Source organism: Falsibacillus pallidus (assembly GCF_003350505.1).
Classification (GTDB): Bacteria; Bacillota; Bacilli; order Bacillales; family DSM-25281; genus Falsibacillus; species Falsibacillus pallidus.
In genome coordinates this window covers 1-24,341 of sequence record NZ_QQAY01000011.1, presented here as the reverse complement: position 1 = coordinate 24,341, position 24,341 = coordinate 1, and the positions used below count along the sequence as shown (strand labels likewise).

Sequence of the window (24,341 nt, the reverse complement as noted above, 5' to 3'; positions counted from 1 at the left end):
TAGTCGATCATTTCTACCAAAGTTATAATGATGCAAAAAACAATAAACCCTTCCCAATTATAGGGATAATGCCCGGAAAAGACAAGCTTTCCAACGTGGATAATCCTTCTTCCCTGAGAACTTCATGAAAAAAGCCTGCAGATTTAGGTTTCATCTGCAGGCGCTTCCGCTTTTCTTTGTCCAGCTGCAGCACCCAGCCCCTCGAGGTCATAAGCCATAACTCTACGGAAATCAGGATTTCCTTCGAGTTCCGTCTTATGCGGGTCGGGGCTTTCGGGGTGCTTCCGCTTTTCTTTATTCTTCGTGCTTCACAAGAATCTTTTTCATTTTTCGTGTGAATTCTTTTCTGGGGAGTAAGACACTATGGTCGCAGCCTTCACATTTAATGCGGATATCCATCCCCATCCGTATGATCTTCCAGCGGTTGACGCCACATGGATGAGGCTTCTTCATCTCTACTACATCATGAATCCCGAACTCTTTGTTTTGTTCCATCGTGTATCCCCCTTATTCACCTTCAGCACTTTGTCTCATATTTGGAAGCTTTGCTTTTTCCTCTTCTTGGCGAGAGTAGAGCACCATTCTCGGGAAAGGGATGTCTACACCGCGTTCATCCAATACAGATTTTATTTCTTTGCGAAGCTGTCTGGCGATATACCAATGTTTCATCGGAAGGGTCTCGGCTACAACTCGTACGGTCACCTGCGAAGCAGCCATATTCTGTACACCTAACAGCTCAGGCGGCTGCACAAGTTCTTCATATTTATGAGGCATCTTTAGCAGAAGATCATTGATGATCTTTTCTACCTCTTCAATATTCTCTTCATAGGATAAATTAATATCGACTACCGCTACACTGTTATTAAGAGAAAAGTTGGTCACTTCCGAAATGTTCCCATTTGGAATAATATGCAATTCACCCGTCCAACTTTTAATTTTCGTCGTCCGGAGCCCGATTTCCTCTACTGTCCCCTCAGTTGCTCCAATTCTTACATAGTCTCCTACTGAAAACTGGTCTTCAAATATGATGAAAAACCCTGTAATGATGTCGCGCACCAGGTTCTGCGCACCAAAACCAATGGCAAGACCGACAATGCCGGCACCTGCCAGAAGCCCTGTAACGTTGATGGTTAGGGCTGACAGCACCATGATGACTGCAATAAAGTATACGACATACACTAAGACATTTTCCAATAATTTCAATAAAGTAGTTTCTCTTCGTTCCGTAAAACGAAGCGGCGATTTTGCACGGACTTTAAAGATATTTCGTATTGCCACTTTACCGATCTTAATGATCAATCCTGCTATTAAGAGGATAGCAATGATTTTTATAGCTATCGCGCCAATCGATATCCATAAGTCCTCATTCGTGATTTTATTATACAACGTATCCAGTGGACCGCTGATTTGCTTCTCCATTTTACTCACCTGCCAAATCTTTTTTAAAAGAATGAGATAGTCTTCCGTATTTCTAATTTATTTTAACAACATTCCATTTTTTTTGGTAGGAATAACTCTAATTGGGGAATAGATAGAATAGTATAATTTTTCGGGCAGTACATGGGCCTATTCTTTCATTTTCATTTCCCCTTAATTTCATATTTTTACCCTATCCCCATCCGTTTATGTATAGAACTTTTTATTTTTCCGTATACTGATATTACTATCTTTAAGGAGTGGAGCCAATGAATCTGAAAAAAGGTCTTTTCGACCGAAAGGGAGATCCGGCAAGAATCGCCCATGATGCGGAGCACGCTTCCGGCCTCATGGCTGAGGAAATTGTATCCCTTCTCCCATCTGTCGGTACACAGCCCATTGTCGTCGCCTGCATCGGGACCGATCGATCCACTGGAGATTCATTAGGTCCGCTCATCGGCACTTTATTAGAAGAAAAAAATCCAGCTAACTTCTTTGTATACGGAACGCTGGAGGATCCCATACATGCCGTCAACCTTGCCGAAAAGCTTGCGATGATTGAAGAAAAGCATCCCAACCCTTTTGTTATCGGGATCGACGCCTGCCTCGGCAGGATGAAAAGTGTGGGCGTCATCCAGGTCGGCAATGGACCGGTGAAGCCCGGTGCCGGCGTCAATAAGGAGCTGCAGGCCGTCGGGAATATGCATATCACCGGCATCGTCAATGTCAGCGGCTTTATGGAGTTTTTTGTCCTGCAAAATACGCGCCTCAACCTTGTGCTGAAAATGGCACGCACCATGTCAGAGGGGCTTTATGAAGCTAGTCTCCACTATCAACGGAAACAAAGCTGGTTCCAGATGAAATTGACTCAGGACGCTGAACTAAAAAGAACCCCTTTTCAATAATTGAACGGGGGTTCTTTCACGTTATCCATTAAATAGGTACATGCCGCTTACGATGAGCGCCACGACAAGAATGCCGGGGAGGAGATTGGCCACCCGGATTTTGGTGATGCCGATCAGGTTCAATCCAATGGCAAAAATCATGATGCCTCCCGCTGATGTCATTTCGTGAATGAATTGATCCATCAGTTCTTGTGGAACAAACCTATCAATCTGAGTGGCAAATAGTGCGATTGCTCCTTCATAGACCAGGACAGGGATGGCGGAAAAAATCACGCCGATGCCAAGCGTTGTCGTCAAGATCAACGAGGTGAATCCATCGATAATCGATTTGGTATATAACACTTCATGGTTTCCGCGAATCCCGCTGTCCAAGGCACCTAATACAGCCATGGCGCCTATGACGAAAATCAAGGTGGCTGTGACAAATCCTTTCGAGATGCTTCCTTTTTCATTCGACCCTATTTTTTGTTCGAGCCATCCCCCGACTGCATTCAGTTTATCCTCAAGCCCCATCCATTCACCGATGACTGCTCCCACTACGAGAGAGATGATGACAATCAAGAAATTTTCACTTTTGAATCCCATCTGGAGTCCGAGTGTCACAACTGCCAGTCCAATCGCATGCATGACAGTGCCTTTCATGCTGTCCGGAATACGATGCATCAGCTTGCCCAGGAGCGTCCCGGCAATGATGGCAGCGCCATTCACTATCGTCCCTAACAAAACCATATTGATTCACCTTCTGTATGTACTGTTTAGGCTCTTTTCGTAAAATGTTGTGAAAATCTGTTGGAAAACAGCCGCTGTGTAAAAGAAATCGCCATTATCGACAGGGGAATCTGCTGATAATGGCGTTTTAATAGAAATTAAGATTGGTTTTTCTCAAGCAGCTCAAGGATTCTTTCGAGATCGTCTTTTGAAAAGAACTCGATTTCGATTCTGCCTTTTTTCTTCGATTGTTTAATTGTTACGGTCGTACCAAAGCGCTCTCTCAACCATGATTCCTGTTCCTTCAGGAAGATATCTTTCTGAGGCTTTGCTGTTTTTGTTTCACGTGAAACATTTTCGTTTATCTCATGGATTAACTTTTCTAATTGGCGGACATTCAATCCTTCGCCCATGATCCGCTCCACAACAGCTTTCATTTTATCTTTCTTCCGAAGACCTAAAAGTGCTCTTCCATGTCCCATGGAAATCTTTCCGTCTGAAATCAGTTCCTGTATCTCTGCAGGAAGGGAAAGCAAACGGATATGATTCGCAATGTGCGGACGGCTCTTTCCAAGCCTTTTCGCCAGTTCCTCTTGAGTGAGCTGAAGCTTGTCCATGAGTGTCTGGTAGGCAGCTGCCTCTTCAATAGGCGTCAAATCCTCACGCTGCAGGTTTTCCAGAATGGCAAGTTCCATCATTTGCTGTTCCGATAGCTCCCTTACCACCACTGGCACCTTCTCCAGTTTAGCTTCTTTTGCCGCACGGTAGCGTCTTTCCCCTACCACTATCTCGTATCCCTTGATGCTTTTCCGTACAATGATCGGCTGCAGGATGCCGTGCTGAAGGATCGAGTCCTTTAGCTCTTCAATCGCCGCAGGATCAAAGATTTTCCGTGGTTGATAAGGATTGGGACGAATTTCTTTCACTTTGACTTCTTGAACTGTCTCCTCTTTTCCTGAATCAACATTTGCAAATAAAGCATTAATGCCTTTTCCGAGTCCTTTAGCCATTCGTAACCACTTCCTTTGCCAGATCTAAATAAACTTCTGCCCCGCGTGATTTAGGATCATAAATAATGATAGGCTCCCCATGGCTCGGTGCTTCACTTAAACGGACATTGCGCGGAATGATGGTTTTATAGACTTTATCCTGGAAGTATTTCTTTACTTCTTCAATGACCTGAATCCCCAAGTTTGTCCGGGCATCAAGCATTGTCAATAGAACGCCTTCAATCGTCAAATCGTGATTGAGATGCTTCTGGACGAGGCGAACCGTATTCAATAGCTGGCTGAGCCCTTCAAGTGCATAGTATTCACACTGAACAGGGATCAGCACTGCGTCAGATGCTGTCAAAGCGTTTATAGTCAACAGCCCCAAAGAAGGAGGGCAGTCGATGATAATGTAGTCATACTGATCTTTTACTGCTTCGAGTGACCGCTTCAATCGGACTTCCCGTGAAATGGTCGGCACTAATTCGATCTCTGCCCCGGCCAATTGAATGGTTGCAGGAATGGCATTGAGATTATCGACAGCCGTCGATTTAATGATCTCTTTGACATCTGCGTCATCTACGAGCACATCATAGATACATTGATGGACATCTCCTTTTTCAATTCCTACACCACTTGTGGCATTTCCTTGAGGGTCAATATCCACTAATAATACTTTCTTTCCTATGTATGCTAAGCAGGCTCCCAAATTTACGGAGGTTGTTGTTTTGCCAACGCCCCCTTTTTGGTTGGCAATGGTAATAATCTTGCCCAACGGTGTCACCTACCTTAATTTCCTAGTAATATTGCAATCATGTATTCTATTTTATCAAAAAATTCTTCCTTCGTTGGTGTTTCCATCAAAAAAATTAAATTTCCTAATTTTTTCATATAAAAAAAGTGAGAAACTTTGCTTCAAAGCTTCTCACCGGCTTATGGATATGATCGGAATCTATGATTTCTATATCTATGTTTTCTAACGCATCGGCAGCTGAGAATGAGATTGTGCCGTTTGAGCGATATTATTTCTTTTTTGGAATCTTGATTGTGAATTGATAATATTCATCAAACTCTTCTTCTGCTGCGTCCAAGTTGATGCCGCTGTCAGATACCATAGAAAGGGACTGCCTGATTGTATTGACGGCAATGCGCATATCTTTGCTGAATGCTTTGCGGGTTGGCTTTGGTTTCCTCTCGGTGTTATCAAGAAGTTTGACGACCCGTTCCTCTGTCTGCTTGACGTTCAAGTTCTTTTCAATGACCTCGTTCATCAATTGGATCTGTTTGGCAGGATCCTTCAATGGAATCAAAGCACGGGCATGGCGCTCTGTCAGCTGCTTGTTCAAAAGGGCTTCCTGGACCTCCTGCGGAAGCTTCAAAAGCCTAAGCTTATTGGCGACAGTCGATTGCCCCTTCCCAAGACGCTGAGCAAGTGCCTCTTGCGTCAAGCTATGTAATTCCAGTAATTTTCCATAGGCGATGGCTTCTTCAATGGGAGAAAGCTCTTCCCGCTGGAGGTTTTCAATCAGCGCGACTGATGCTGTCTCGGTATCGCTCATATTTTTCACAATGACCGGAACGACATCCCATCCCAATGTTTGGACGGCTCTCCATCTTCTTTCACCAGCAATGATTTCAAAGCGTTCGTTATCAAATTCACGCACTACGATCGGCTGGATAATGCCGTGGATATGAATGGTGCGTGCTAATTCTTCAATTTTCTCTGTATCAAAAACAGTTCTCGGCTGAAAACGATTGGGGACGATATTCTGAACGGGGATCTTTTTTACTTCTTCCTGATCACCCTGCACTTCTTCTCTCTCAAACTGCTCTTCCTCTTTTTCTCCAAGACCAAATAAACGAGAGAAAGGATGCTTCATGTCCTACACCACCTTTAAGAAACTCCCTTAAACATATTCTCTATTACTCTTAAAGTTCCTGCACTTCATGTGACAAAATTAAACATTTCTCCACACCTTTTTCACGGGCATTTCTGCCCATTACAAAGGTGTTTTGTTTGGTGTTCCGGGTTTTCGAGGATATTTTTTGGGAGTGATTTTTGTTTTGCGAATGACTGCAATATTTCTTTCGCTTTCTTCGACTGGAAGCTTGAATGAATAGACTTTTTCAAGTTTTCCGCCAAGCGTGGCAATGGCTTTTTTGGAATCTGTCAATTCATCTTCCGCACTGGCAGCCTTCATGGCAATGAACAGCCCATTCTGTTTGACAAGAGGCAGGCATAATTCGCTTAAAACGGACATTCTCGCCACGGCCCTTGCCGTTACCAGATCATACTTTTCGCGGTGCTCCGCTTTTTGTCCGAAAGTCTCCGCCCGGTCATGAAAGAAGGATGTGCCTTCAAGCCCAAGTTCGCTGGCCAGCGTCTCGAGGAATGTAATCCTCTTATTGAGAGAGTCCACGATGGAAACCTTTAAATTCGGGAAGCAGATCTTCAACGGGATGCTCGGAAAACCCGCTCCTGCCCCAACATCACAGATCGAGAAATTCTCTTTGAATTCTTCGATGTAAAAAGCAGCTGAAACAGAGTCGAAAAAATGTTTTAAATAGACTTCTTCACGATCCGTGATGGCCGTCAAATTCATTTTTTCATTCCATTCCACCAGTAGTTCATAGTAGCGCTGAAATTGGTTTAATTGCTTGGAAGAAAGGGAGATCCCCTTTTCTTCCAGCATCTTTGTAAATTGCTCGATATTCATCGGTCAATCCTTCCTGACTTAGTTTCCGGAAACCTTCGCGATCTTTCCTTGCTCGATATAGACGAGAAGGATTGATACGTCCGCAGGGTTCACCCCGGAGATCCGAGATGCCTGTGCGATGGATAAAGGCCGGACTTCTTTTAATTTTTGGCGTGCTTCTGATGCAAGTCCATTGATGGAATCGTAGTCAATATGATCAGGTATTTTCTTATTCTCCATTTTCTTCAGCTTATCGACCTGCTGAAGGGATTTTTCAATATATCCTTCATATTTAACCTGGATTTCCACTTGCTCCTCAATGTCGGAGGAGAGCTCCACTTCAGAAGGAACAAGCTGTTTGATATGGCCGTAATTCATCTCAGGGCGTTTCAAAAGGTCGGATGCACGGATGCCGTCCTTCAATTCGCTTCCCCCTGCCTCTTTGATGAGAGCCTGCGTTTCTTCATTCGGCTTGATGATGATGGATTCAAGACGTTTCTTCTCATCCTCGATCATGCCTTTTTTCGTTTGGAAGCTTTCGTAGCGGCCGTCAGTGATCAATCCGATTTTATGGCCGACTTCTGTCAGTCTCAAATCGGCATTGTCATGTCTCAATAGCAGACGGTATTCCGCTCGGGATGTCAAAAGGCGGTATGGCTCGCTTGTCCCTTTTGTCACAAGGTCATCGATCAATACGCCGATGTAGGCATCAGAGCGGCTCAGGATGACTTCCTCTTTGCCAAGTGCACGGCAAGCGGCATTGATCCCTGCCATTAGCCCCTGGCCAGCAGCTTCTTCATACCCGGAAGTCCCGTTGATCTGGCCTGCTGTATAGAGGTTTTTAATTTTCTTTGTTTCAAGCGTCGGCCAAAGCTGCGTTGGAACGATGGCATCATACTCAATCGCGTAGCCTGCACGCATCATTTGGACATTTTCAAGCCCCGGGATGGTCGCAAGGATTTTACGCTGCACTTCTTCAGGCAAGCTTGTTGATAATCCCTGTACATAAACTTCCTTCGTGTTCCTTCCTTCCGGCTCAAGGAAAATCTGGTGGCGCGGTTTGTCATGGAACCTTACGACTTTGTCCTCGATCGATGGGCAGTAGCGCGGCCCTGTCCCTTTGATCATCCCTGAATACATCGGGGAGCGGTGAAGGTTGTCATCGATAAGGGAGTGCGTCTGGTCGTTTGTATAAGTAAGCCAGCACGGAAGCTGGTCAGTGATATATTTCGTCGTTTCATAGCTGAATGCCCTCGGTACATCGTCTCCGGGCTGGATTTCAGTCTTGCTGTAGTCGATGGTCTTGCTGTTGACCCTCGGCGGCGTACCCGTTTTAAAGCGCACCATATCAAATCCAAGCCTTTGAAGATGCTCTGAAAGCTTGATGGATGGCTGCTGGTTGTTCGGGCCGCTGGAATATTTCAAATCTCCTAAGATGATTTCCCCTCTTAAGAAGGTTCCAGTAGTGATGACAACAGTTTTGGCTGTGTAGACAGCACCAGTCTGTGTCACGACGCCTTTCACTTCATCTTCTTCAACGATCAGCTCTTCTACCATTCCTTGAAGAAGGGTCATATTCGGTTCATTTTCAATTGTCTTTTTCATCTCATGCTGATAGGCAAATTTATCCGCCTGTGCCCTCAATGCCCGCACGGCCGGTCCTTTCCCTGTATTCAGCATACGCATTTGGATATGGGTTTTGTCGATGTTGCGCCCCATTTCGCCGCCCAATGCATCGATTTCCCTGACCACAATGCCTTTTGCCGGGCCTCCGACAGAAGGATTGCACGGCATGAAGGCCACCATGTCTAAATTAATGGTCACCATCAACGTCTTCGCACCCATGCGTGCAGAAGCCAATCCTGCTTCTACTCCGGCATGCCCGGCTCCGATGACAATGACATCATATTGTCCTGCCTCATATTGCATTTTAAATAGTTCCTCCTTAGTAAAGCTTATTTCCCTAGGCAGAATTGAGAAAATAATTGATCGATCAAGCTTTCATGCACTGTATCGCCGGTGATTTCACCAAGCAGCTCCCATGTGCGCGTCAAATCGATTTGAACAATATCAATCGGAGTTCCCATTTCGACTCCATTAATCGCTTCCTCGATTGCGTTCAATGCCTGGTTCAAGAGGGCGACGTGCCTGCTATTGGACACATATGTCATATCGCCGGATTCAATGGAGCCTGCAAAGAAGAGCGTTGAAATGGCTTCTTCGAGTTCATCGACTCCCTGCTCCTGCAGCAATGAGGTTGAAACGATTTTATGATCTTTGGCCAAGGCTTTCACCTTGTCCATATTAATTTTCTCCGGAAGGTCCGTCTTATTGATGATGACAATGACGTCCATTCCTTCAACTGCTTTGAATAAGTTTTCATCTTCTATGGTCAATTCATCAGAATAGTTCAGTACCAATAGGATCAAATCCGCCTCTTTCAAGACTTTCCTTGATCGTTCGACCCCTATTCTTTCAACGATATCTTCTGTTTCACGAATTCCTGCTGTATCCACGAGCCTTAAAGGAACGCCTCTGACATTCACATACTCTTCGATCACATCGCGGGTTGTACCGGGGATATCCGTCACAATCGCTTTATTTTCGTGGACCAGACTATTTAATAGAGAAGATTTCCCTACATTCGGACGGCCGATGATGACAGTCGAAAGCCCCTCTCGCAAAATCTTCCCCTGCTCGGAAGTCCGGATGAGCTTCACGATCTCTTCGCGGACAAACTGCGCTTTCTCAATCAGCATTTTGTGGGTCATTTCTTCGACATCATCGTATTCCGGATAGTCGATATTCACTTCCACATGGGCAAGCGTTTCAAGAATTTCCTGCCGAAGCTTTTGAATGAGCTTTGATAGACGGCCTTCCATCTGGCCCATCGCCACATTCATGGCACGGTCCGTTTTCGCACGGATCAAATCCATTACGGCCTCCGCCTGCGATAAATCGATTCGTCCATTCAAAAATGCTCTTTTAGTAAATTCTCCCGGCTCCGCAAGCCGTGCCCCCTGATTCAGGATAAGCTGCAGGACGCGGTTCACACTGACCAAACCGCCATGGCAGTTGATTTCAACTACATCTTCCCGGGTAAAAGTCCTTGGCCCCCTCATCAGCGAAACCATGACTTCTTCCACGACTACATCCGTTTTCGGGTCTACGATATGCCCATAATGAATGGTATGGGACGCCTGCGTGGAAAGTTTTTTATTTCCCGGCCCTTTAAAAATCTTATCGGCGATCAAAAAGGCTTCGTCTCCGCTCAGCCGCACAATGGCAATGGCGCCCTCCCCCATCGGAGTGGAAATGGCTGCAATTGTATCAAATTCCATGTCTTCACCTCGTTTCTTTCCATTCTCGTTCTATATAAAAGATGTCTCTTCCATTTTGTCCCCTAAATTAATAGAATATCACAGACATCCGCCATAAAAAAGAACGGAAACTTTCCTGTCCTCAGAAAGTTATCCACACGCTCTATTTCCCACGTTCAATTTATAGGTTTATTTTAACTTATCCACATGTGAATAACAATTCTTCTTTCAACGATAGGCAAAAGTGACCACTGCTATTTTCCCGCAAAAAAATACCACAGCCTGATCGACTATGGTATGAGAGAATTTTATGATTTCAAATAAGATCAATATTTCGGTTTTTTTCCTGCCGGCTGCGAAACGGGATTGATGACCAGATACCGGTTTGGCTCCGCGCCTTCAGAATGTGTTTTCACTTGTCTATTGCTCACAAGTGCTGCATGGATCACTTTCCGCTCAAATGACGGCATTGGCTCGAGTTTGACCGGACGTTTTGTCCGAACGGCCTTTGAAGCCATTTTTCCGGCGAGGTCCATCAAGGTTTCTTTCCTCTTTTCGCGGTAGTCCTCTGCATTCAAAATGACGTTCATGAACTGATCACCCTGTCTATTGACGAAAAGCTGCGTCAAATATTGCAGGGAATTCAGTGTCTGACCTCTTTTTCCAATCAAAAGCGCCATTTTTTCACCGGAAAAATAAATATCCAGTACTTTTCCTTCCCGCTTCACATCAATTTGGGCATCGACGCCCATGTTCCTCGTTACATCCATAAGGAATTTTTTTACCTCGCTGATCGGATCATACTTCAGCTTTGCTTTAACGATGGCAGGACGGCTCCCGAATAATCCGAGGAATCCCTTCTTCCCTTCATCAATCACTTGAAGTTCCATACGGTCTCTAGTTGTTTTTAGCTGAGCAAGAGCTGATTCCACTGCTTCTTCAATCGTTTGTCCAGTCGCAGTTACCTCTTTCACCTTTTCGCTCCCCCTGAATGGCCAGAAACAAGTGTACCCCCGCTTAATCCTGGTCCATTGATAATATATGTTTGAATAATCATGAAAATATTTCCTACAACCCAATATAAAGATAGCGCAGCAGGGAAATTAATGGCAAATATAATGATCATGACGGGCATGATCCAAACCATCATGGCCATCTGCGGATTCTGAGAGGCCATTCCGCCTGTCATCATCCTCTGCTGGATAAAGGTCGTGACGCCAGCAATTAATGGTAGGACATACAACGGGTCAGGCGCCCCAAGGTCGAACCATAAAAAACTATGCCCCGCAATGTCTTTTGTCCGGCTGATTGCATGGTAAAAACCTATTAATATCGGCATCTGAATAATGAGTGGGAGGCATCCTGCCAGCGGATTGACTCCGCTTTTTTGGAAAAGCTCCATCGTTTCCCTCTGCAGCATCTGCTGGCTCTTGCCATCTCTTGAAGGGTATTTTTGCTTCAACTCATCCAGTTCCCCCTGGATGGATTGCATCGCTTTTGTATTTTGAGTCTGTTTGACCATAAAAGGCATGATGACCAGTCTGATCAGCAGGGTGACAAGGATAATGGAAACACCAAAATTCCCTGTCAGATCTGCTATTTTTAAAATCAGCCATGACAAAGGATAGACGATGTATTCATTCCAGAAGCCCTGGCTGCTCGAATCGATCGGGTCATTCATCTGAGAACATCCAGCGACTGCCAACGAAAGTGCACAAATGGCAATCAAAAGAAATATTCTTTTTTTCAACCGCTTTTTCCTCCCTGCATTCGTTTGTTTTTAACACTATTTCCAATTTTGGGCTTCCCCAATACATTGGCACGGCTAAAAACGTGAAGCAGGCTTTTTTTCACCTCATGAAAATCCATTTCGGCCGCCGGTTTCCTGGCGATGATAATATAATCGTTCCCTTTTTGAATTTCATCCTTTACTTCAAGGAAAAATTGGCGAACATAGCGTTTGATCTCATTGCGCTTCACGGCATTTCCGATCTTCTTGCTGACAGACAGGCCGATCCGAAAATGCTCCTGCTCTTCTTTTTTCAATACATATACAACAAATTGGCGGTTAGCCGTCGATTTGCCTCTCTTGAAAACCTTCTGAAATTCATCATTCTTCTTGATTCGATACTCTTTTTTCATATGAACACCATCCTAAAAATAAAAACATGCTCTAGAAAAGCGCAAGCGCCTTGGTCAGCCCCGACATGCATAAGACGGAACTCGAAGGAAATCCTGATTTCCGTAGAGGTGCGGCTTATGACTCGAGGGGCTAGGCGCTGGAGCTGGACAAATAGAAAAGCTGCTGCAGCTGCATTTTTTATGCCTCCTATAGAAGATGGACTCTTTTGAAGAGTTTTATCCTCTTGGTAAAAAACCGCTATGAGGCGAAAAAAAAGACCACTGAAAGGTATCAGTGGTTTAAGCAGACAATACTTTTCTTCCTCTACGGCGGCGAGCTGCAAGAACTCTACGTCCGTTTTTAGTGCTCATACGTGCACGGAAACCATGTACTTTGCTTCTTTTACGCTTATTTGGTTGGAACGTTCTTTTCATTTATGACACCTCCCTGATGGGTTAGAAAAAATTTCAGTAATAGACAGTCTTTTTGATTATATAGATGAGCATGTCAGATTGTCAACTCCCTTTCCAAATTTCCAGATGAAACCTTATTACATTATGAGGATCTTTTTTTGGATGCGGGCATTCTATTTATAGAGATTTTTGTTCGCATGGTGGGATTTGATTCGCTCTTTTTGCTGTGATCAGGGGGGCTTCGGTGGATTTGCTCCGAACTTTTCGAGGTTACCGGCGCACTGTGCTGGATTTGCTCCGAACTTTTCGGGGTGCCCCCGCAACTTTGGTGTCTGACCGCTCAACTTTTGGGATTTACCCCGCAACTTTTGGCGACAACCGCTCAACTTTTGACCTGAACCACTCAACTTTCATATTTCGGGGGGTTTCTTGGCCGTTAGAGGTGTAAGATATGTAATTTTAAAAATCGCGCTCCAGCCTCTACGCCTTTGAACAGTCGCTTCCACTTTTCTTGATCCAGTTCCGCCTCCTAAAGGCTAGGAGACTTCGCTCAGCACACTTACGATAAGTCATCATCGATTCCTTTATCTCGTGGTGCTGCGCTCCAGCCTCTACGCCTTTAAACAGTAGGCTCCACTTTTCACCTTGTGGATAATTTTTCGACAGGTTTTTCGCTATCCACAACACATATCGACATGTTTTACACATATGAATAGGCTGTGGAAAAGTTTTTTTCACAGTTGAGGAAGCTTGTGGATAATGACGAAAAAACATTGCACCCTCTAGAAGAATTTGATATGATGATTGTGTTTTCACTCTGAATATAAAGTTCTGGATAACTCATTTATCCACAAATTGTGGATATCTTGTGGACAGTTTATCAACGCCGTTTGGAAAAGCTTGTCCACAAGTGGTGGACTATGTCGAAAATCTATTAGTTTCCTTATTATATAGTTTTCCACATTAATAGTTTTGCATTTTTATACGAATCGGCATTTTTAGCATTGTACAAACCTTGTACAATTTATTTTTATGTAAAGGAGGGTTTGAAGTTGGAGAACATTGCGGATCTTTGGAACAAAGCCCTGGCAGACATCGAAAAAAAGATTAGTAAACCCAGTTTTGATACGTGGCTGAAATCGACAAAGGCCCATTCATTGCAAGGGGACTCTTTAGTGATCACAGCTCCGAATGAGTTTGCTAGAGATTGGCTTGAGGGGCGCTATTCGCAATTGATATCCGGTGTTTTATATGACATCACCGGGGAAGAATTGGAGATAAAATTCATCATTCCGCAAAATCAGGATGAAGAAGAATTCGAGATCCCGCTTCCACCGAAAAAGGTGAAGAAAGATGAGGATCAAACGGAACTTCCCTTAAATATGCTCAATCCGAAATATACGTTCGACACGTTCGTCATTGGATCCGGGAACCGTTTTGCGCATGCAGCATCGCTTGCTGTTGCAGAAGCGCCGGCTAAAGCATATAACCCGCTGTTCATCTATGGGGGAGTAGGACTGGGCAAGACCCACTTGATGCACGCCATCGGACATTATGTCGTGGAGCACAATCCAGCGGCCAAAGTGGTTTATTTGTCATCTGAAAAATTCACGAATGAATTCATCAATTCAATCCGCGATAATAAAGCCGTAGATTTTAGGAATAAATACCGCAACGTTGATGTACTTCTTATAGACGATATTCAATTCTTGGCTGGAAAAGAACAGACCCAGGAAGAATTTTTCCATACATTCAATACGCTCCATGAAGAAAGCAAGCAAATCGTCATTTCCAGTGACCGGCCTCCAAAAGAGATTCCGACACTTGAAGACAGGCTGCGCTCCCGCTTTGAATGGGGATTGATAACAGACATCACTCCGCCTGATCTGGAGACGAGGATCGCCATCCTCCGTAAAAAGGCAAAAGCAGAGGGACTAGATATTCCTAATGAAGTCATGCTGTATATTGCGAATCAAATCGATACCAATATTCGAGAACTTGAAGGTGCACTTATTCGTGTTGTTGCTTATTCATCCTTAATTAATAAAGATATCAATGCAGATTTGGCAGCAGAGGCCTTAAAGGATATCATCCCAAGCTCAAAGCCTAGAGTCATAACGATTCTTGACATTCAGCGGATCGTCGGCGAACAGTACAGCGTGAAGCTGGAAGATTTTAAAGCAAAAAAGAGGACAAAATCCGTAGCATTCCCAAGGCAGATTGCGATGTATCTATCGCGTGAATTGACTGATTTTTCGCTGCCTAAAATCGGTGAGGAATTTGGGGGACGCGACCATACGACCGTCATCCATGCCCATGAAAAGATATCAAAGATGATTCAGTCTGATTCTCAAATGGAAAGAAGAATTAAAGAATTACATGATATGCTTAGGAATTAATTCATCCTTCGATGGGAAACTGTGAATAAGTCCGACTCATTTACACACAGTCTGTCCACATGTGGATAGGCTGTATTTACTTTCGTTGAGATGAGTTATCCACATATCTACAGGCCCTACTATTACTTCTACTATATTTTTAAAATAAATTAATAATATATGTCCCTAGTCAGGAGACTATGCTTTCGGGAGGAAAATAAAATGAAATTTATCATTCAGCGCGATCGATTAGTCCAAAGCGTTCAGGATGTAATGAAAGCCGTCACTTCAAGAACGACCATCCCAATTTTAACGGGGATTAAAATCATTGCTGCAGAAGAGGGAGTAACGCTGACAGGAAGCGACTCTGATATTTCAATCGAATCGTTCATTCCAAAAGAGGAAGAAGGCGATGAAATCGTTGAAGTGAAACAAACTGGCGGAATCGTTCTCCAAGCTAAGTTTTTCAGCGAAATCGTTAAAAAATTGCCGAAGGATACAGTAGAAATCGAGGTAGGAAGCAATCTTCAGACCACGATTCGTTCAGGAAAAGCCGAATTCAATTTGAATGGGCTGGACCCGGATGAATATCCACATCTTCCGGAACTCTCTGAAGAACAGGTTTTCAAAATTCCTGCTGACCTATTGAAAAATCTTGTAAGGCAGACTGTATTCGCAGTGTCCACCTCAGAAACACGCCCGATCTTGACAGGTGTAAACTGGAAGGTTGAAACTGGACAATTGATCTGTACTGCAACAGACAGCCACAGGCTCGCGATGAGAAAAGCAGCAATCGAAACGGAAAATGATGCGCATTACAATGTGGTCATCCCAGGGAAGAGCTTGAATGAACTAAGCAAAATTCTTGATGAAACAAATGAACCGGTTGAGATTGTCATTACGGAGAATCAAGTATTGTTCAAAGCAAAGCACCTATTATTCTTCTCAAGACTGCTTGAGGGTAATTATCCGGATACATCCCGCTTGATTCCTTCAGAAAGCAAAACAGAACTGGTTTTGACAGCCAAAGAATTCTTGCAGGCAATCGACCGTGCTTCTTTATTAGCGAGAGAAGGAAGAAACAACGTCGTGAAATTAAGCACGCTTGAAGAAGGAATCATTGAGGTTTCCTCCAATTCTCCTGAGATCGGGAAGGTTATCGAACAAGTACAATCCCAATCCATCGAGGGGGAAGAATTGAAGATTTCTTTCAGTGCGAAATATATGATGGATGCTTTAAAAGCACTTGAAGGCACAGAGATCAGGGTCGATTTTACAGGAGCGATGAGACCGTTCATCATCCGCCCTGTACAAGACGATTCCATCCTGCAATTGATTCTTCCAGTCCGTACTTATTGATCACAGCTTGCACAAAGCTCGACTTTTATGGTCGGGCTTTTTCTTTTTCGGAGGCCCCTTTGTATTAGGGCCCAACATCTAGTAAAATAAATGTTTAGAGACTATGAAGAAAAGAGTGAGATCGTGGAGAATCAAATCAAGATTGATACGGAGTATATTACACTTGGACAATTCCTGAAGCTTGCCGATGTCATTCAGTCTGGCGGAATGGCAAAATGGTTTTTGAGTGAATACGAAGTTTATGTCAATGGTGAACAGGATCAGCGGAGGGGAAGAAAACTTCGTGCCGGGGATCAGATTGAAATTCCGGACGTTGGAACTTTTGTTGTGACTGAGTAAATCTAAAGGATGTAACCCTATGTATATTAAAGATTTACAGCTTAAAAATTATCGAAACTATGAATCCCTGGAGGCAGCATTCGAGAACAAAGTGAACGTGATCCTCGGCGAAAATGCCCAAGGAAAGACGAATGTGATGGAAGCCATCTATGTTTTAGCCATGGCGAAATCCCACCGGACATCAAATGATAAAGATTTAATCCGCTGGGATGAGGAATATGCTAAAATAAAAGGGAGGATTCAAAAAAAGAATACTTCCCTGCCCTTGGAGCTCGTTATTTCCAAAAAAGGGAAAAAAGCAAAAAGCAATCATATAGAACAGCAGAAGCTGAGCCAATATGTCGGAAACATGAACGTCGTTATGTTTGCACCTGAAGATCTTCATTTAGTAAAAGGAAGCCCACAGGTGAGACGGCGTTTTATTGACATGGAAATTGGCCAGGTTTCACCTGTTTATTTACATGATATGAGCCAGTATCAAAAGATTCTCCAGCAGAGGAACCATTATCTGAAAGCAATGCAGATGCAAAAGCAAAAAGATGAAACGATGCTGGATGTTTTGACTGATCAATTCATTCAAGTCGCGGCCAAAATCACAGCGAAGCGGTTCGAATTCATCCATTTGCTCGAAGAATGGGCGAAGCCGATCCATTCAGGCATATCAAGGAATCTCGAAACATTGAAAATTCATTATAAACCGTCCCTTGATGTATCAGAAGACCAGGATTGGTCGACAATGGTAAAGATATTTGAAGAGAAATTCGCGTCTGTTCGAAAGCGCGAAATCGACAGGGGTGTGACACTCGTCGGTCCCCATAGGGATGACCTTCAATTCTTTGTCAATGACCGCGATGTCCAGACATTTGGTTCACAAGGCCAGCAAAGGACGACTGCCCTGTCACTCAAACTGGCGGAAATCGAACTGATACACGAAGAAATCGGCGAATACCCGATTCTCCTCCTGGATGATGTCCTTTCCGAATTGGATGATTATCGGCAGAGCCATCTATTGAATACCATCCAAGGCAAAGTCCAGACGTTCGTCACCACGACAAGCGTCGACGGAATCGATCATCAAACCTTGAGGGAAGCGGCTGCATTCTCTGTTACATCGGGTAAAATGGAACAGGTCAAATGAGGTGAATGGAATGTATGTACATGTAGGGGAAGATGTGATGGTCAGGACGGATGAGATCATCGCAATACTTGATAAGAATTCTGTCCAAGCTTCCGAGGATATAAAACAATTTCTTCAGCAAAAAGAAAAAATGGTCCAAAACCTCGCGAAGAACGCCTTTAAATCTCTTGTGATTACGAATAAAGAAATCTATCTTTCGCCCCTTGCCTCTACGACATTGAAGAAAAGGTCGACGAAAGGGAACCGGCAGTTCAATCCATAAAGGGACTCCAATAAAGAAATAGGCCAGACCGGCAGAAACGGTAAACCGGAATTCTGGATTTATATAGATGCAAAGAAGCTTTGAGAAAGTGCAGGTGGAAATTAGTGGCCATGGATCAAAAAGAAATCCAAGAACAATCCTATGATGAAAATCAGATACAGGTGCTCGAGGGTCTTGAAGCTGTCCGCAAACGACCAGGTATGTATATCGGTTCAACAAGCGGAAGAGGGCTCCACCACTTGGTATGGGAAATTGTCGATAATAGTATAGATGAAGCACTGGCAGGCTACTGTGATGAGATAACTGTTACCATCGAGAAAGATAATTCCATTACGGTCAAGGATAATGGACGCGGGATTCCAGTTGGGATCCATGAAAAAATGGGAAGGCCTGCAGTCGAAGTCATCATGACTGTCCTGCATGCCGGCGGTAAATTCGGCGGCGGAGGCTACAAAGTTTCCGGAGGGCTCCATGGTGTAGGGGCATCTGTTGTTAACGCCTTGTCTACTGAACTGGAAGTCTACGTTCACCGCGACGGCAAGATCCATTATCAAAAATTTGAGCGCGGCGTTCCATCGTTCGATTTGAAAATCATCGGAGATACGGATACAACCGGAACGATCACCCATTTCAAACCAGATCCTGAGATCTTCACGGAAACGACCGTCTATGAATTTGATACATTGGCGAACCGCATCAGGGAACTTGCTTTCCTGAACAGAGGCATCATGATTGCCATTGAAGATAAGCGCGGTGAAGAGCCAAAACGCAATGAATATCATTACGAAGGCGGAATCAAGTCCTATGTAGAGCATTTGAACAGGACGAAGGATGTCATCCATGAAGAGCCTATCTACATGGAAGGTGAAAAAGAAGGCATCTCGATTGAAATCTCCCTTCAATATAACGATGGATTCACAAGCAGTATTTATTCTTTCGCCAACAATATCCATACGTATGAGGGCGGAACGCATGAATCAGGCTTCAAAACAGCATTGACGCGCGTCATCAACGATTACGCCCGTAAAAATAATATTTTCAAAGACGCAGATTCCAATCTTTCAGGGGAAGACGTACGGGAAGGAATCACAGCGATTGTCTCAATAAAGCATCCAGATCCGCAGTTCGAAGGCCAGACGAAGACGAAACTTGGCAATTCTGAGGTCAGAACCATTACGGATGCTGTCTTCTCTGAACAGTTCGAGAAATTCATGCTGGAAAACCCAAGTGTCGGACGCAAAGTCGTCGAAAAAGGATTGATGGCTGCGCGCGCCCGTCTTGCAGCGAAAAAAGCACGCGAATTGACGAGACGGAAAAGTGCACTTGAGATTTCAAGCCTTCCTGGGAAATTGGCGGATTGTTCGTCGAAGGATCCATCCATCAGCGAATTGTATGTCGTTGAGGGTGACTCTGCAGGCGGTTCCGCTAAGCAGGGAAGAAGCCGCCACTTCCAGGCAATCCTGCCTCTAAGGGGAAAAATCATCAACGTTGAAAAAGCGCGTCTAGACAAGATCCTTTCCAACAACGAAGTCCGTGCCATCATCACGGCGCTTGGAACGGGGATCAGCGAAGATTTCGACATCAGTAAAGCAAGGTATCATAAAATTGTCATCATGACCGATGCCGACGTCGACGGTGCCCACATCCGTACATTGCTTTTGACATTCTTCTACCGCTACATGCGCCAGATCATCGAAGCAGGCTATATTTACATCGCCCAGCCGCCATTGTATAAAATCCAGCAGGGCAAAAAGATTGAATATGCCTACAACGATCGCCAGCTGGAAGCGATTCTTGCAGAGCTGCCTGCCCAGCCAAAACCAGGCATCCAGCGCTACAAAGGTCTGGGGGAAATGAATCCTGAACAATTATGGGAGACCACAATGGATCCGGAATCACGCACCCTGCTGCAAGTAAGCCTTGAAGATGCAATCGAAGCAGATGAAACGTTCGAAATCCTCATGGGGGATAAAGTAGAGCCCCGCAGGAATTTCATCGAAGAAAATGCACTTTATGTAAAGAACTTGGATATTTAATCCGAACGGCAGGATAGATAAAAGGTCTATCCTGCGTTTACATATCACTGAATCCCATCATCTTTCAGAGAGAAAGAGGGATATGCTTATTTTCTTAAGCAAAGGAGGTCACTATTATGGCAGAAACACCTAATTCCAGAGTAAACGAGATTAATATAAGCCAGGAAATGCGTTCTTCCTTCCTGGACTACGCAATGAGCGTTATCGTATCCCGCGCCCTTCCGGATGTCCGCGATGGATTGAAGCCGGTCCACCGACGCATTCTATACGCCATGAACGATTTGGGCATGACTTCAGACAAGCCATATAAGAAATCTGCCCGCATCGTCGGTGAAGTAATCGGGAAGTATCACCCGCACGGGGATTCCGCCGTTTATGACACCATGGTCAGGATGGCACAGGACTTCAACTACCGCTACATGCTGGTCGACGGCCACGGAAACTTCGGATCTGTCGATGGAGATGCAGCAGCTGCCATGCGTTATACAGAAGCGCGCATGTCCAAGATTTCAATGGAGCTCATCCGCGATATCAACAAAGATACGATCGATTATAAAGACAACTATGATGGATCAGAGCGGGAGCCGGTTGTTCTTCCTTCCAGATTCCCTAACCTTCTGGTGAATGGTTCTTCTGGGATTGCTGTAGGGATGGCGACCAATATCCCTCCGCATCAGCTTGGAGAGGTTATTGACGGTGTCCTTGCAGTCAGTAAAGATCCTGAAATCACTATACAGGAACTGATGGATATCATTCCTGGCCCGGATTTCCCGACAGCGGGATTGATCATGGGACGCAGCGGCATTCGACGCGCCTATGAATCCGGTAAAGGGTCCATTACATTGAGGGCCAAAGTAGAAATCGAACAAAAGGCAAACGGCAAGGAAACCATCCTGGTTCACGAATTGCCGTACCAGGTAAACAAAGCGAAGCTGATCGAGAAAATTGCTGAGCTTGTCCGCGATAAAAAAATCGACGGCATCACAGACCTTCGCGATGAATCAGACCGAAACGGAATGCGCGTCGTCATTGAAGTCAGAAGAGATGCGAATGCAAATGTCATCTTGAACAACCTTTATAAGCAGACTGCCCTGCAGACGAGCTTCGGCATCAACCTTCTGGCATTGGTCGATGGACAGCCAAAAGTATTGAATTTAAAGCAGTGCCTAGTCCACTATCTCGATCACCAAAAGGTCATCATCCGCAGAAGAACTGAATTCGAATTGAAAAAAGCAGAGGCGCGTGCCCACATCTTAGAAGGGCTTCGAATTGCACTGGATCATATCGACCAGATCATTGCCTTGATCAGGGGATCCCAAACGACGGAAATTGCCCGTCAAGGATTGATGGAGCAATTCTCCTTATCAGAGAAGCAGGCACAAGCCATCCTCGATATGCGCCTTCAGCGTTTAACAGGTTTGGAGCGCGAAAAAATCGAAGAGGAATACAACAGTCTTGTGCAGTTGATTGCTGAATTGAGAGCGATTCTGGCGGACGAGGAAAAAGTCCTTGAAATCATCCGTGAGGAGCTTGAAGAAATCAAAGATCGTTTCAACGATATTCGCCGTACAGAAATTACAGCGAGCGGCCTGGATCAAATCGAAGACGAAGATCTGATTCCAAGGGAAAACATCGTTGTTACCCTTACACATAACGGCTATATCAAGCGATTGCCTCTATCTACTTACCGCAGCCAAAAACGCGGAGGAAGAGGAATCCAGGGGATGGGCACAAATGAAAATGACTTCGTTGAACATTTGTTGACGACATCCACCCATGATACGATCCTATTCTTTTCCAACAAAGGGAAGGTCTATAAAGCAAAAGGATACGAAATCCCTGAATACAGCCGTACGGCAAAAGGGATTCCGATCATCAACATGCTTGGAATCGGCCAGGATGAAGTGATCAATACGATTATCCGTGTAGAAGAATTCAACGAAGATTGGTTCTTATTCTTCACGACTAAGCAGGGTATCTCTAAGCGTACCCCTGTCAGCGACTTTGCCAACATCCGGACAAACGGACTGATCGCCATCAACATCCGCGACGAGGATGAATTGATCTCTGTTAAATTGACGGATGGAAGCAAGGATATGATCATCGGTACGAAAAACGGGCTGCTGATCCGATTCCCTGAAACCAATGTCCGCTCAATGGGACGTACGGCTACCGGGGTAAAAGGAATCAACCTTGCTGCTGATGATGAAGTAGTCGGAATGGAAATCCTTGAGGATAACAGCGAAGTCCTGATTGTAACCAAAAACGGTTATGGAAAACGGACCCCTGCAGGGGAATACCGAATCCAGACCCGCGGAGGAAAAGGATTGAAGACATGCAACATCACTGAAAAGAATGGCCCAGTTGTTGCTGTTAAAACTGTATCTGGAGAAGAAGACTTGATGCTCATTACGGCAAATGGCGTCTTGATCCGGATGGCAGTCGGCGATATTTCAACCATGGGAAGAAATACGCAAGGCGTACGCTTGATCCGTTTGGATGAAGCAGGCTACGTAGCGACAGTTGCGAAAGTCGAGAAAGAAGAAGACGCTGAGCATGCTGAACCTGAGGAAGAAGCTTCAGAACATGAAAATGCTTCTGTTCAGGAAGACTCTCCAGAACAAGAGGGCGATTCTGATCAGGAAGACGCACCAAGCGACGATTCTACAGAAGAATAAACAACACTAAACAAGGCCTGGGATTTTTCCCGGGCCTTTTTTCTATTTATGATGAAGAAAAAATTCAGCAGGGTCATTTAATCAAAAGAAATTATTTGGTAAAATAAACTAACTGATGTAGAAATTTCTGCGGTCGGAAAATGGGACAACATGGGGTGGGGAAAATGAGGGTCAAAGTTTCTGAATTAATAGAAGGCTGCATCCTGCAAAAGGATGTCACTGGCATGACGGTTTACCCTTTAGTACCGAAAAAGACAGTCTTGAATCCTATTCATTTGGATGTATTAAAAAGATTTTCGATAGATTCGGTTGAAGTGGAGCGGACTTTAGTGGACGGAACATTATTCAAACCACAGACAACCGCAGAGGATGCAAGTGAACAAAAGATAGAAGAAATCCCGTTGTCGTTCACAGAATCTTATTTGAAGGCAATCAGAGAATTCAAACAAGAATTCACCAAATGGCAGTCCGGGGGCGCCATTGACTTTATGAAGGTGAGATCCATCATCATGCCCCTTTTGAAAAAGGTAATTGAAACACCTGAAAACCTTCATACCATCCGGCACTATTCAAACCCTAAGGACTACCTTTATCATCATTCCGTCGCAGTCGGTATCATAAGCGGGATGCTGGCTAAAAAACTGGGGTACGATGTAGGCATCTATAACCAGGCGGCTTTAGGCGGGATGCTCAGTGACTGCGGCATGGCGAGGATCAGAGCATCGATCCTCGAAAAGAAAAGCCTCAGTCAGTGGGAGTTCCAAGAAATCAGGGAGCATACACTGAACAGCTACAAAATGGTCAAGGATACTTCCCTTCTGAAACCGGAAATAAAGCTGGCAATCTATCAGCATCATGAGAGACTGGACGGAACCGGCTATCCGGGTGGAGAAAAAGCAGAAAAGATTCATATGATGTCGAGGATCATCGCTGTAGCGGATGTTTATCACGCTATGACATCTGAGCGGGCTTACCGAAGCAAGCAATCTCCATTTAAAGTGTTGGAGATGATCATGGAAGACAGCTTCGGACAATTTGATATTTCCGTAGTAAAGGCACTGTTTTCTTTAATAGGAGATTTATCTATCGGCACAAAGGTGCGTTTGTCCAACGGGGAGGAAGCGAGCGTCATCTTCACGAAGAGAGAAGCACTTACAAGGCCATTGGTGAAATTGGAGAAATCCGAGGAAATCATCGATCTTGTCCAGAACCGTAATATATTCATAGAAGATGTTATTTGATTTAAGCTCGCGGACCTGCAGCAGGAGTGTCCGCAAGCTTATTTTTATAGTATTTTAAAGCAATCTATCATCATTTGATATTTTCATAAATTATATTTGTAAAACTTGTTGACACTTATTGGACTACCATGTTATATTATTAAAGTCGCTGATGGCGATAACGAAATTGATCTTTGAAAACTGAACAAAACAAAACGTCAACGTTAATCTATTTTTTTAAAAATCGAGCTAATCAAGCTTGAAACTTTGTGGCTTTGAGCCAACAATTTTTCGGAGAGTTTGATCCTGGCTCAGGACGAACGCTGGCGGCGTGCCTAATACATGCAAGTCGAGCGGATTGA

22 protein-coding genes and 1 rRNA gene are annotated in these 24,341 nt (G+C 44.5%); 10 read left to right on the top strand and 13 right to left on the bottom strand.

The window, feature by feature from the left end:
- Positions 1-294: 294 nt before the first annotated feature.
- Positions 295-495 carry a DUF951 domain-containing protein gene (locus DFR59_RS14590; protein ID WP_114746408.1) on the bottom strand — a complete coding sequence of 67 codons (201 nt, stop codon included), beginning with the start codon at positions 493-495 and terminating at the stop codon, positions 295-297.
- 12 nt (positions 496-507) lie between these two features.
- Positions 508-1,419: a mechanosensitive ion channel family protein gene (locus tag DFR59_RS14585; protein WP_211318565.1), complete on the bottom strand. Its 912-nt coding sequence runs from the start codon at positions 1,417-1,419 to the stop codon at positions 508-510.
- Positions 1,420-1,685: 266 nt separating this feature from the next.
- Between DFR59_RS14585 and yyaC the strand changes: the two genes are divergently transcribed.
- Positions 1,686-2,321, top strand: a complete 636-nt coding sequence (yyaC, locus tag DFR59_RS14580; RefSeq protein WP_114746406.1) for a spore protease YyaC — start codon at positions 1,686-1,688, stop codon at positions 2,319-2,321.
- A 21-nt stretch (positions 2,322-2,342) separates the two neighbouring features.
- On the opposite strand, the gene DFR59_RS14575 is transcribed toward yyaC, so the two are convergent.
- From DFR59_RS14575 to rpmH, 11 genes are all read right to left on the bottom strand, one after another.
- Entirely contained in the window at positions 2,343-3,050 is a 708-nt protein-coding gene (locus DFR59_RS14575; protein WP_114746405.1) for a DUF554 domain-containing protein, read from the bottom strand.
- Between the two features lie 137 nt (positions 3,051-3,187).
- Complete coding sequence (locus tag DFR59_RS14570; protein ID WP_114746404.1) at positions 3,188-4,039, bottom strand: ParB/RepB/Spo0J family partition protein; 852 nt, start codon at positions 4,037-4,039, stop codon at positions 3,188-3,190.
- Positions 4,032-4,793 carry a ParA family protein gene (locus DFR59_RS14565; protein WP_114746403.1) on the bottom strand — a complete coding sequence of 254 codons (762 nt, stop codon included), beginning with the start codon at positions 4,791-4,793 and terminating at the stop codon, positions 4,032-4,034. The genes DFR59_RS14570 and DFR59_RS14565 overlap by 8 nt, the downstream gene beginning before the upstream one ends.
- 247 nt (positions 4,794-5,040) lie before the next feature.
- Positions 5,041-5,898 carry a nucleoid occlusion protein gene (noc, locus tag DFR59_RS14560; protein WP_114746402.1) on the bottom strand — a complete coding sequence of 286 codons (858 nt, stop codon included), beginning with the start codon at positions 5,896-5,898 and terminating at the stop codon, positions 5,041-5,043.
- Between the two features lie 120 nt (positions 5,899-6,018).
- A complete protein-coding gene (gene rsmG / locus DFR59_RS14555) occupies positions 6,019-6,735 on the bottom strand; it encodes a 16S rRNA (guanine(527)-N(7))-methyltransferase RsmG (RefSeq protein ID WP_114746401.1) in 717 nt (238 codons plus the stop codon).
- 18 nt (positions 6,736-6,753) lie between these two features.
- Positions 6,754-8,643: a tRNA uridine-5-carboxymethylaminomethyl(34) synthesis enzyme MnmG gene (gene mnmG / locus DFR59_RS14550; RefSeq protein ID WP_114746400.1), complete on the bottom strand. Its 1,890-nt coding sequence runs from the start codon at positions 8,641-8,643 to the stop codon at positions 6,754-6,756.
- 26 nt (positions 8,644-8,669) lie between these two features.
- Positions 8,670-10,055 carry a tRNA uridine-5-carboxymethylaminomethyl(34) synthesis GTPase MnmE gene (mnmE, locus tag DFR59_RS14545; protein WP_114746399.1) on the bottom strand — a complete coding sequence of 462 codons (1,386 nt, stop codon included), beginning with the start codon at positions 10,053-10,055 and terminating at the stop codon, positions 8,670-8,672.
- A 305-nt stretch (positions 10,056-10,360) separates the two neighbouring features.
- Positions 10,361-11,008, bottom strand: coding sequence for an RNA-binding cell elongation regulator Jag/EloR (jag, locus tag DFR59_RS14540; protein WP_114746398.1), 648 nt, complete (start codon positions 11,006-11,008; stop codon positions 10,361-10,363).
- Positions 11,005-11,784, bottom strand: a complete 780-nt coding sequence (spoIIIJ, locus tag DFR59_RS14535) for a YidC family membrane integrase SpoIIIJ (RefSeq protein ID WP_114746397.1) — start codon at positions 11,782-11,784, stop codon at positions 11,005-11,007. Before spoIIIJ ends, jag begins: the two co-directional genes overlap by 4 nt.
- A complete protein-coding gene (gene rnpA / locus DFR59_RS14530) occupies positions 11,781-12,176 on the bottom strand; it encodes a ribonuclease P protein component (RefSeq protein ID WP_114746396.1) in 396 nt (131 codons plus the stop codon). Before rnpA ends, spoIIIJ begins: the two co-directional genes overlap by 4 nt.
- A 279-nt stretch (positions 12,177-12,455) precedes the next feature.
- A complete protein-coding gene (rpmH, locus tag DFR59_RS14525) occupies positions 12,456-12,590 on the bottom strand; it encodes a 50S ribosomal protein L34 (protein ID WP_114746395.1) in 135 nt (44 codons plus the stop codon).
- Between the two features lie 1,031 nt (positions 12,591-13,621).
- Here rpmH and dnaA point away from each other — a divergent pair.
- The 9 genes from dnaA to DFR59_RS14475 form a co-directional block, all read left to right on the top strand.
- Positions 13,622-14,968 (top strand): chromosomal replication initiator protein DnaA, encoded by a 1,347-nt coding sequence (dnaA, locus tag DFR59_RS14515; protein ID WP_114746393.1) that lies wholly within the window; start codon positions 13,622-13,624, stop codon positions 14,966-14,968.
- 201 nt (positions 14,969-15,169) lie between these two features.
- A complete protein-coding gene (dnaN, locus tag DFR59_RS14510) occupies positions 15,170-16,306 on the top strand; it encodes a DNA polymerase III subunit beta (protein ID WP_114746392.1) in 1,137 nt (378 codons plus the stop codon).
- A 123-nt stretch (positions 16,307-16,429) separates the two neighbouring features.
- Positions 16,430-16,645 carry a S4 domain-containing protein YaaA gene (gene yaaA / locus DFR59_RS14505; protein ID WP_158538396.1) on the top strand — a complete coding sequence of 72 codons (216 nt, stop codon included), beginning with the start codon at positions 16,430-16,432 and terminating at the stop codon, positions 16,643-16,645.
- Positions 16,646-16,664: 19 nt separating this feature from the next.
- Positions 16,665-17,783 (top strand): DNA replication/repair protein RecF, encoded by a 1,119-nt coding sequence (gene recF / locus DFR59_RS14500; RefSeq protein ID WP_114746390.1) that lies wholly within the window; start codon positions 16,665-16,667, stop codon positions 17,781-17,783.
- 10 nt (positions 17,784-17,793) lie between these two features.
- On the top strand, positions 17,794-18,045 hold the full coding sequence (gene remB / locus DFR59_RS14495) for an extracellular matrix regulator RemB (RefSeq protein WP_114746389.1): 252 nt from the start codon (positions 17,794-17,796) through the stop codon (positions 18,043-18,045).
- A 110-nt stretch (positions 18,046-18,155) separates the two neighbouring features.
- Positions 18,156-20,081, top strand: a complete 1,926-nt coding sequence (gyrB, locus tag DFR59_RS14490; protein ID WP_114746479.1) for a DNA topoisomerase (ATP-hydrolyzing) subunit B — start codon at positions 18,156-18,158, stop codon at positions 20,079-20,081.
- Between the two features lie 116 nt (positions 20,082-20,197).
- Positions 20,198-22,759 carry a DNA gyrase subunit A gene (gene gyrA / locus DFR59_RS14485; protein WP_114746388.1) on the top strand — a complete coding sequence of 854 codons (2,562 nt, stop codon included), beginning with the start codon at positions 20,198-20,200 and terminating at the stop codon, positions 22,757-22,759.
- A 164-nt stretch (positions 22,760-22,923) separates the two neighbouring features.
- The gene (locus DFR59_RS14480) at positions 22,924-24,000 is read left to right on the top strand and encodes an HD-GYP domain-containing protein (protein ID WP_114746387.1); all 1,077 of its coding nucleotides are present in this window, start codon (positions 22,924-22,926) and stop codon (positions 23,998-24,000) included.
- A 267-nt stretch (positions 24,001-24,267) separates the two neighbouring features.
- A 16S ribosomal RNA gene (locus tag DFR59_RS14475) occupies positions 24,268-24,341 on the top strand; the annotation flags it as partial.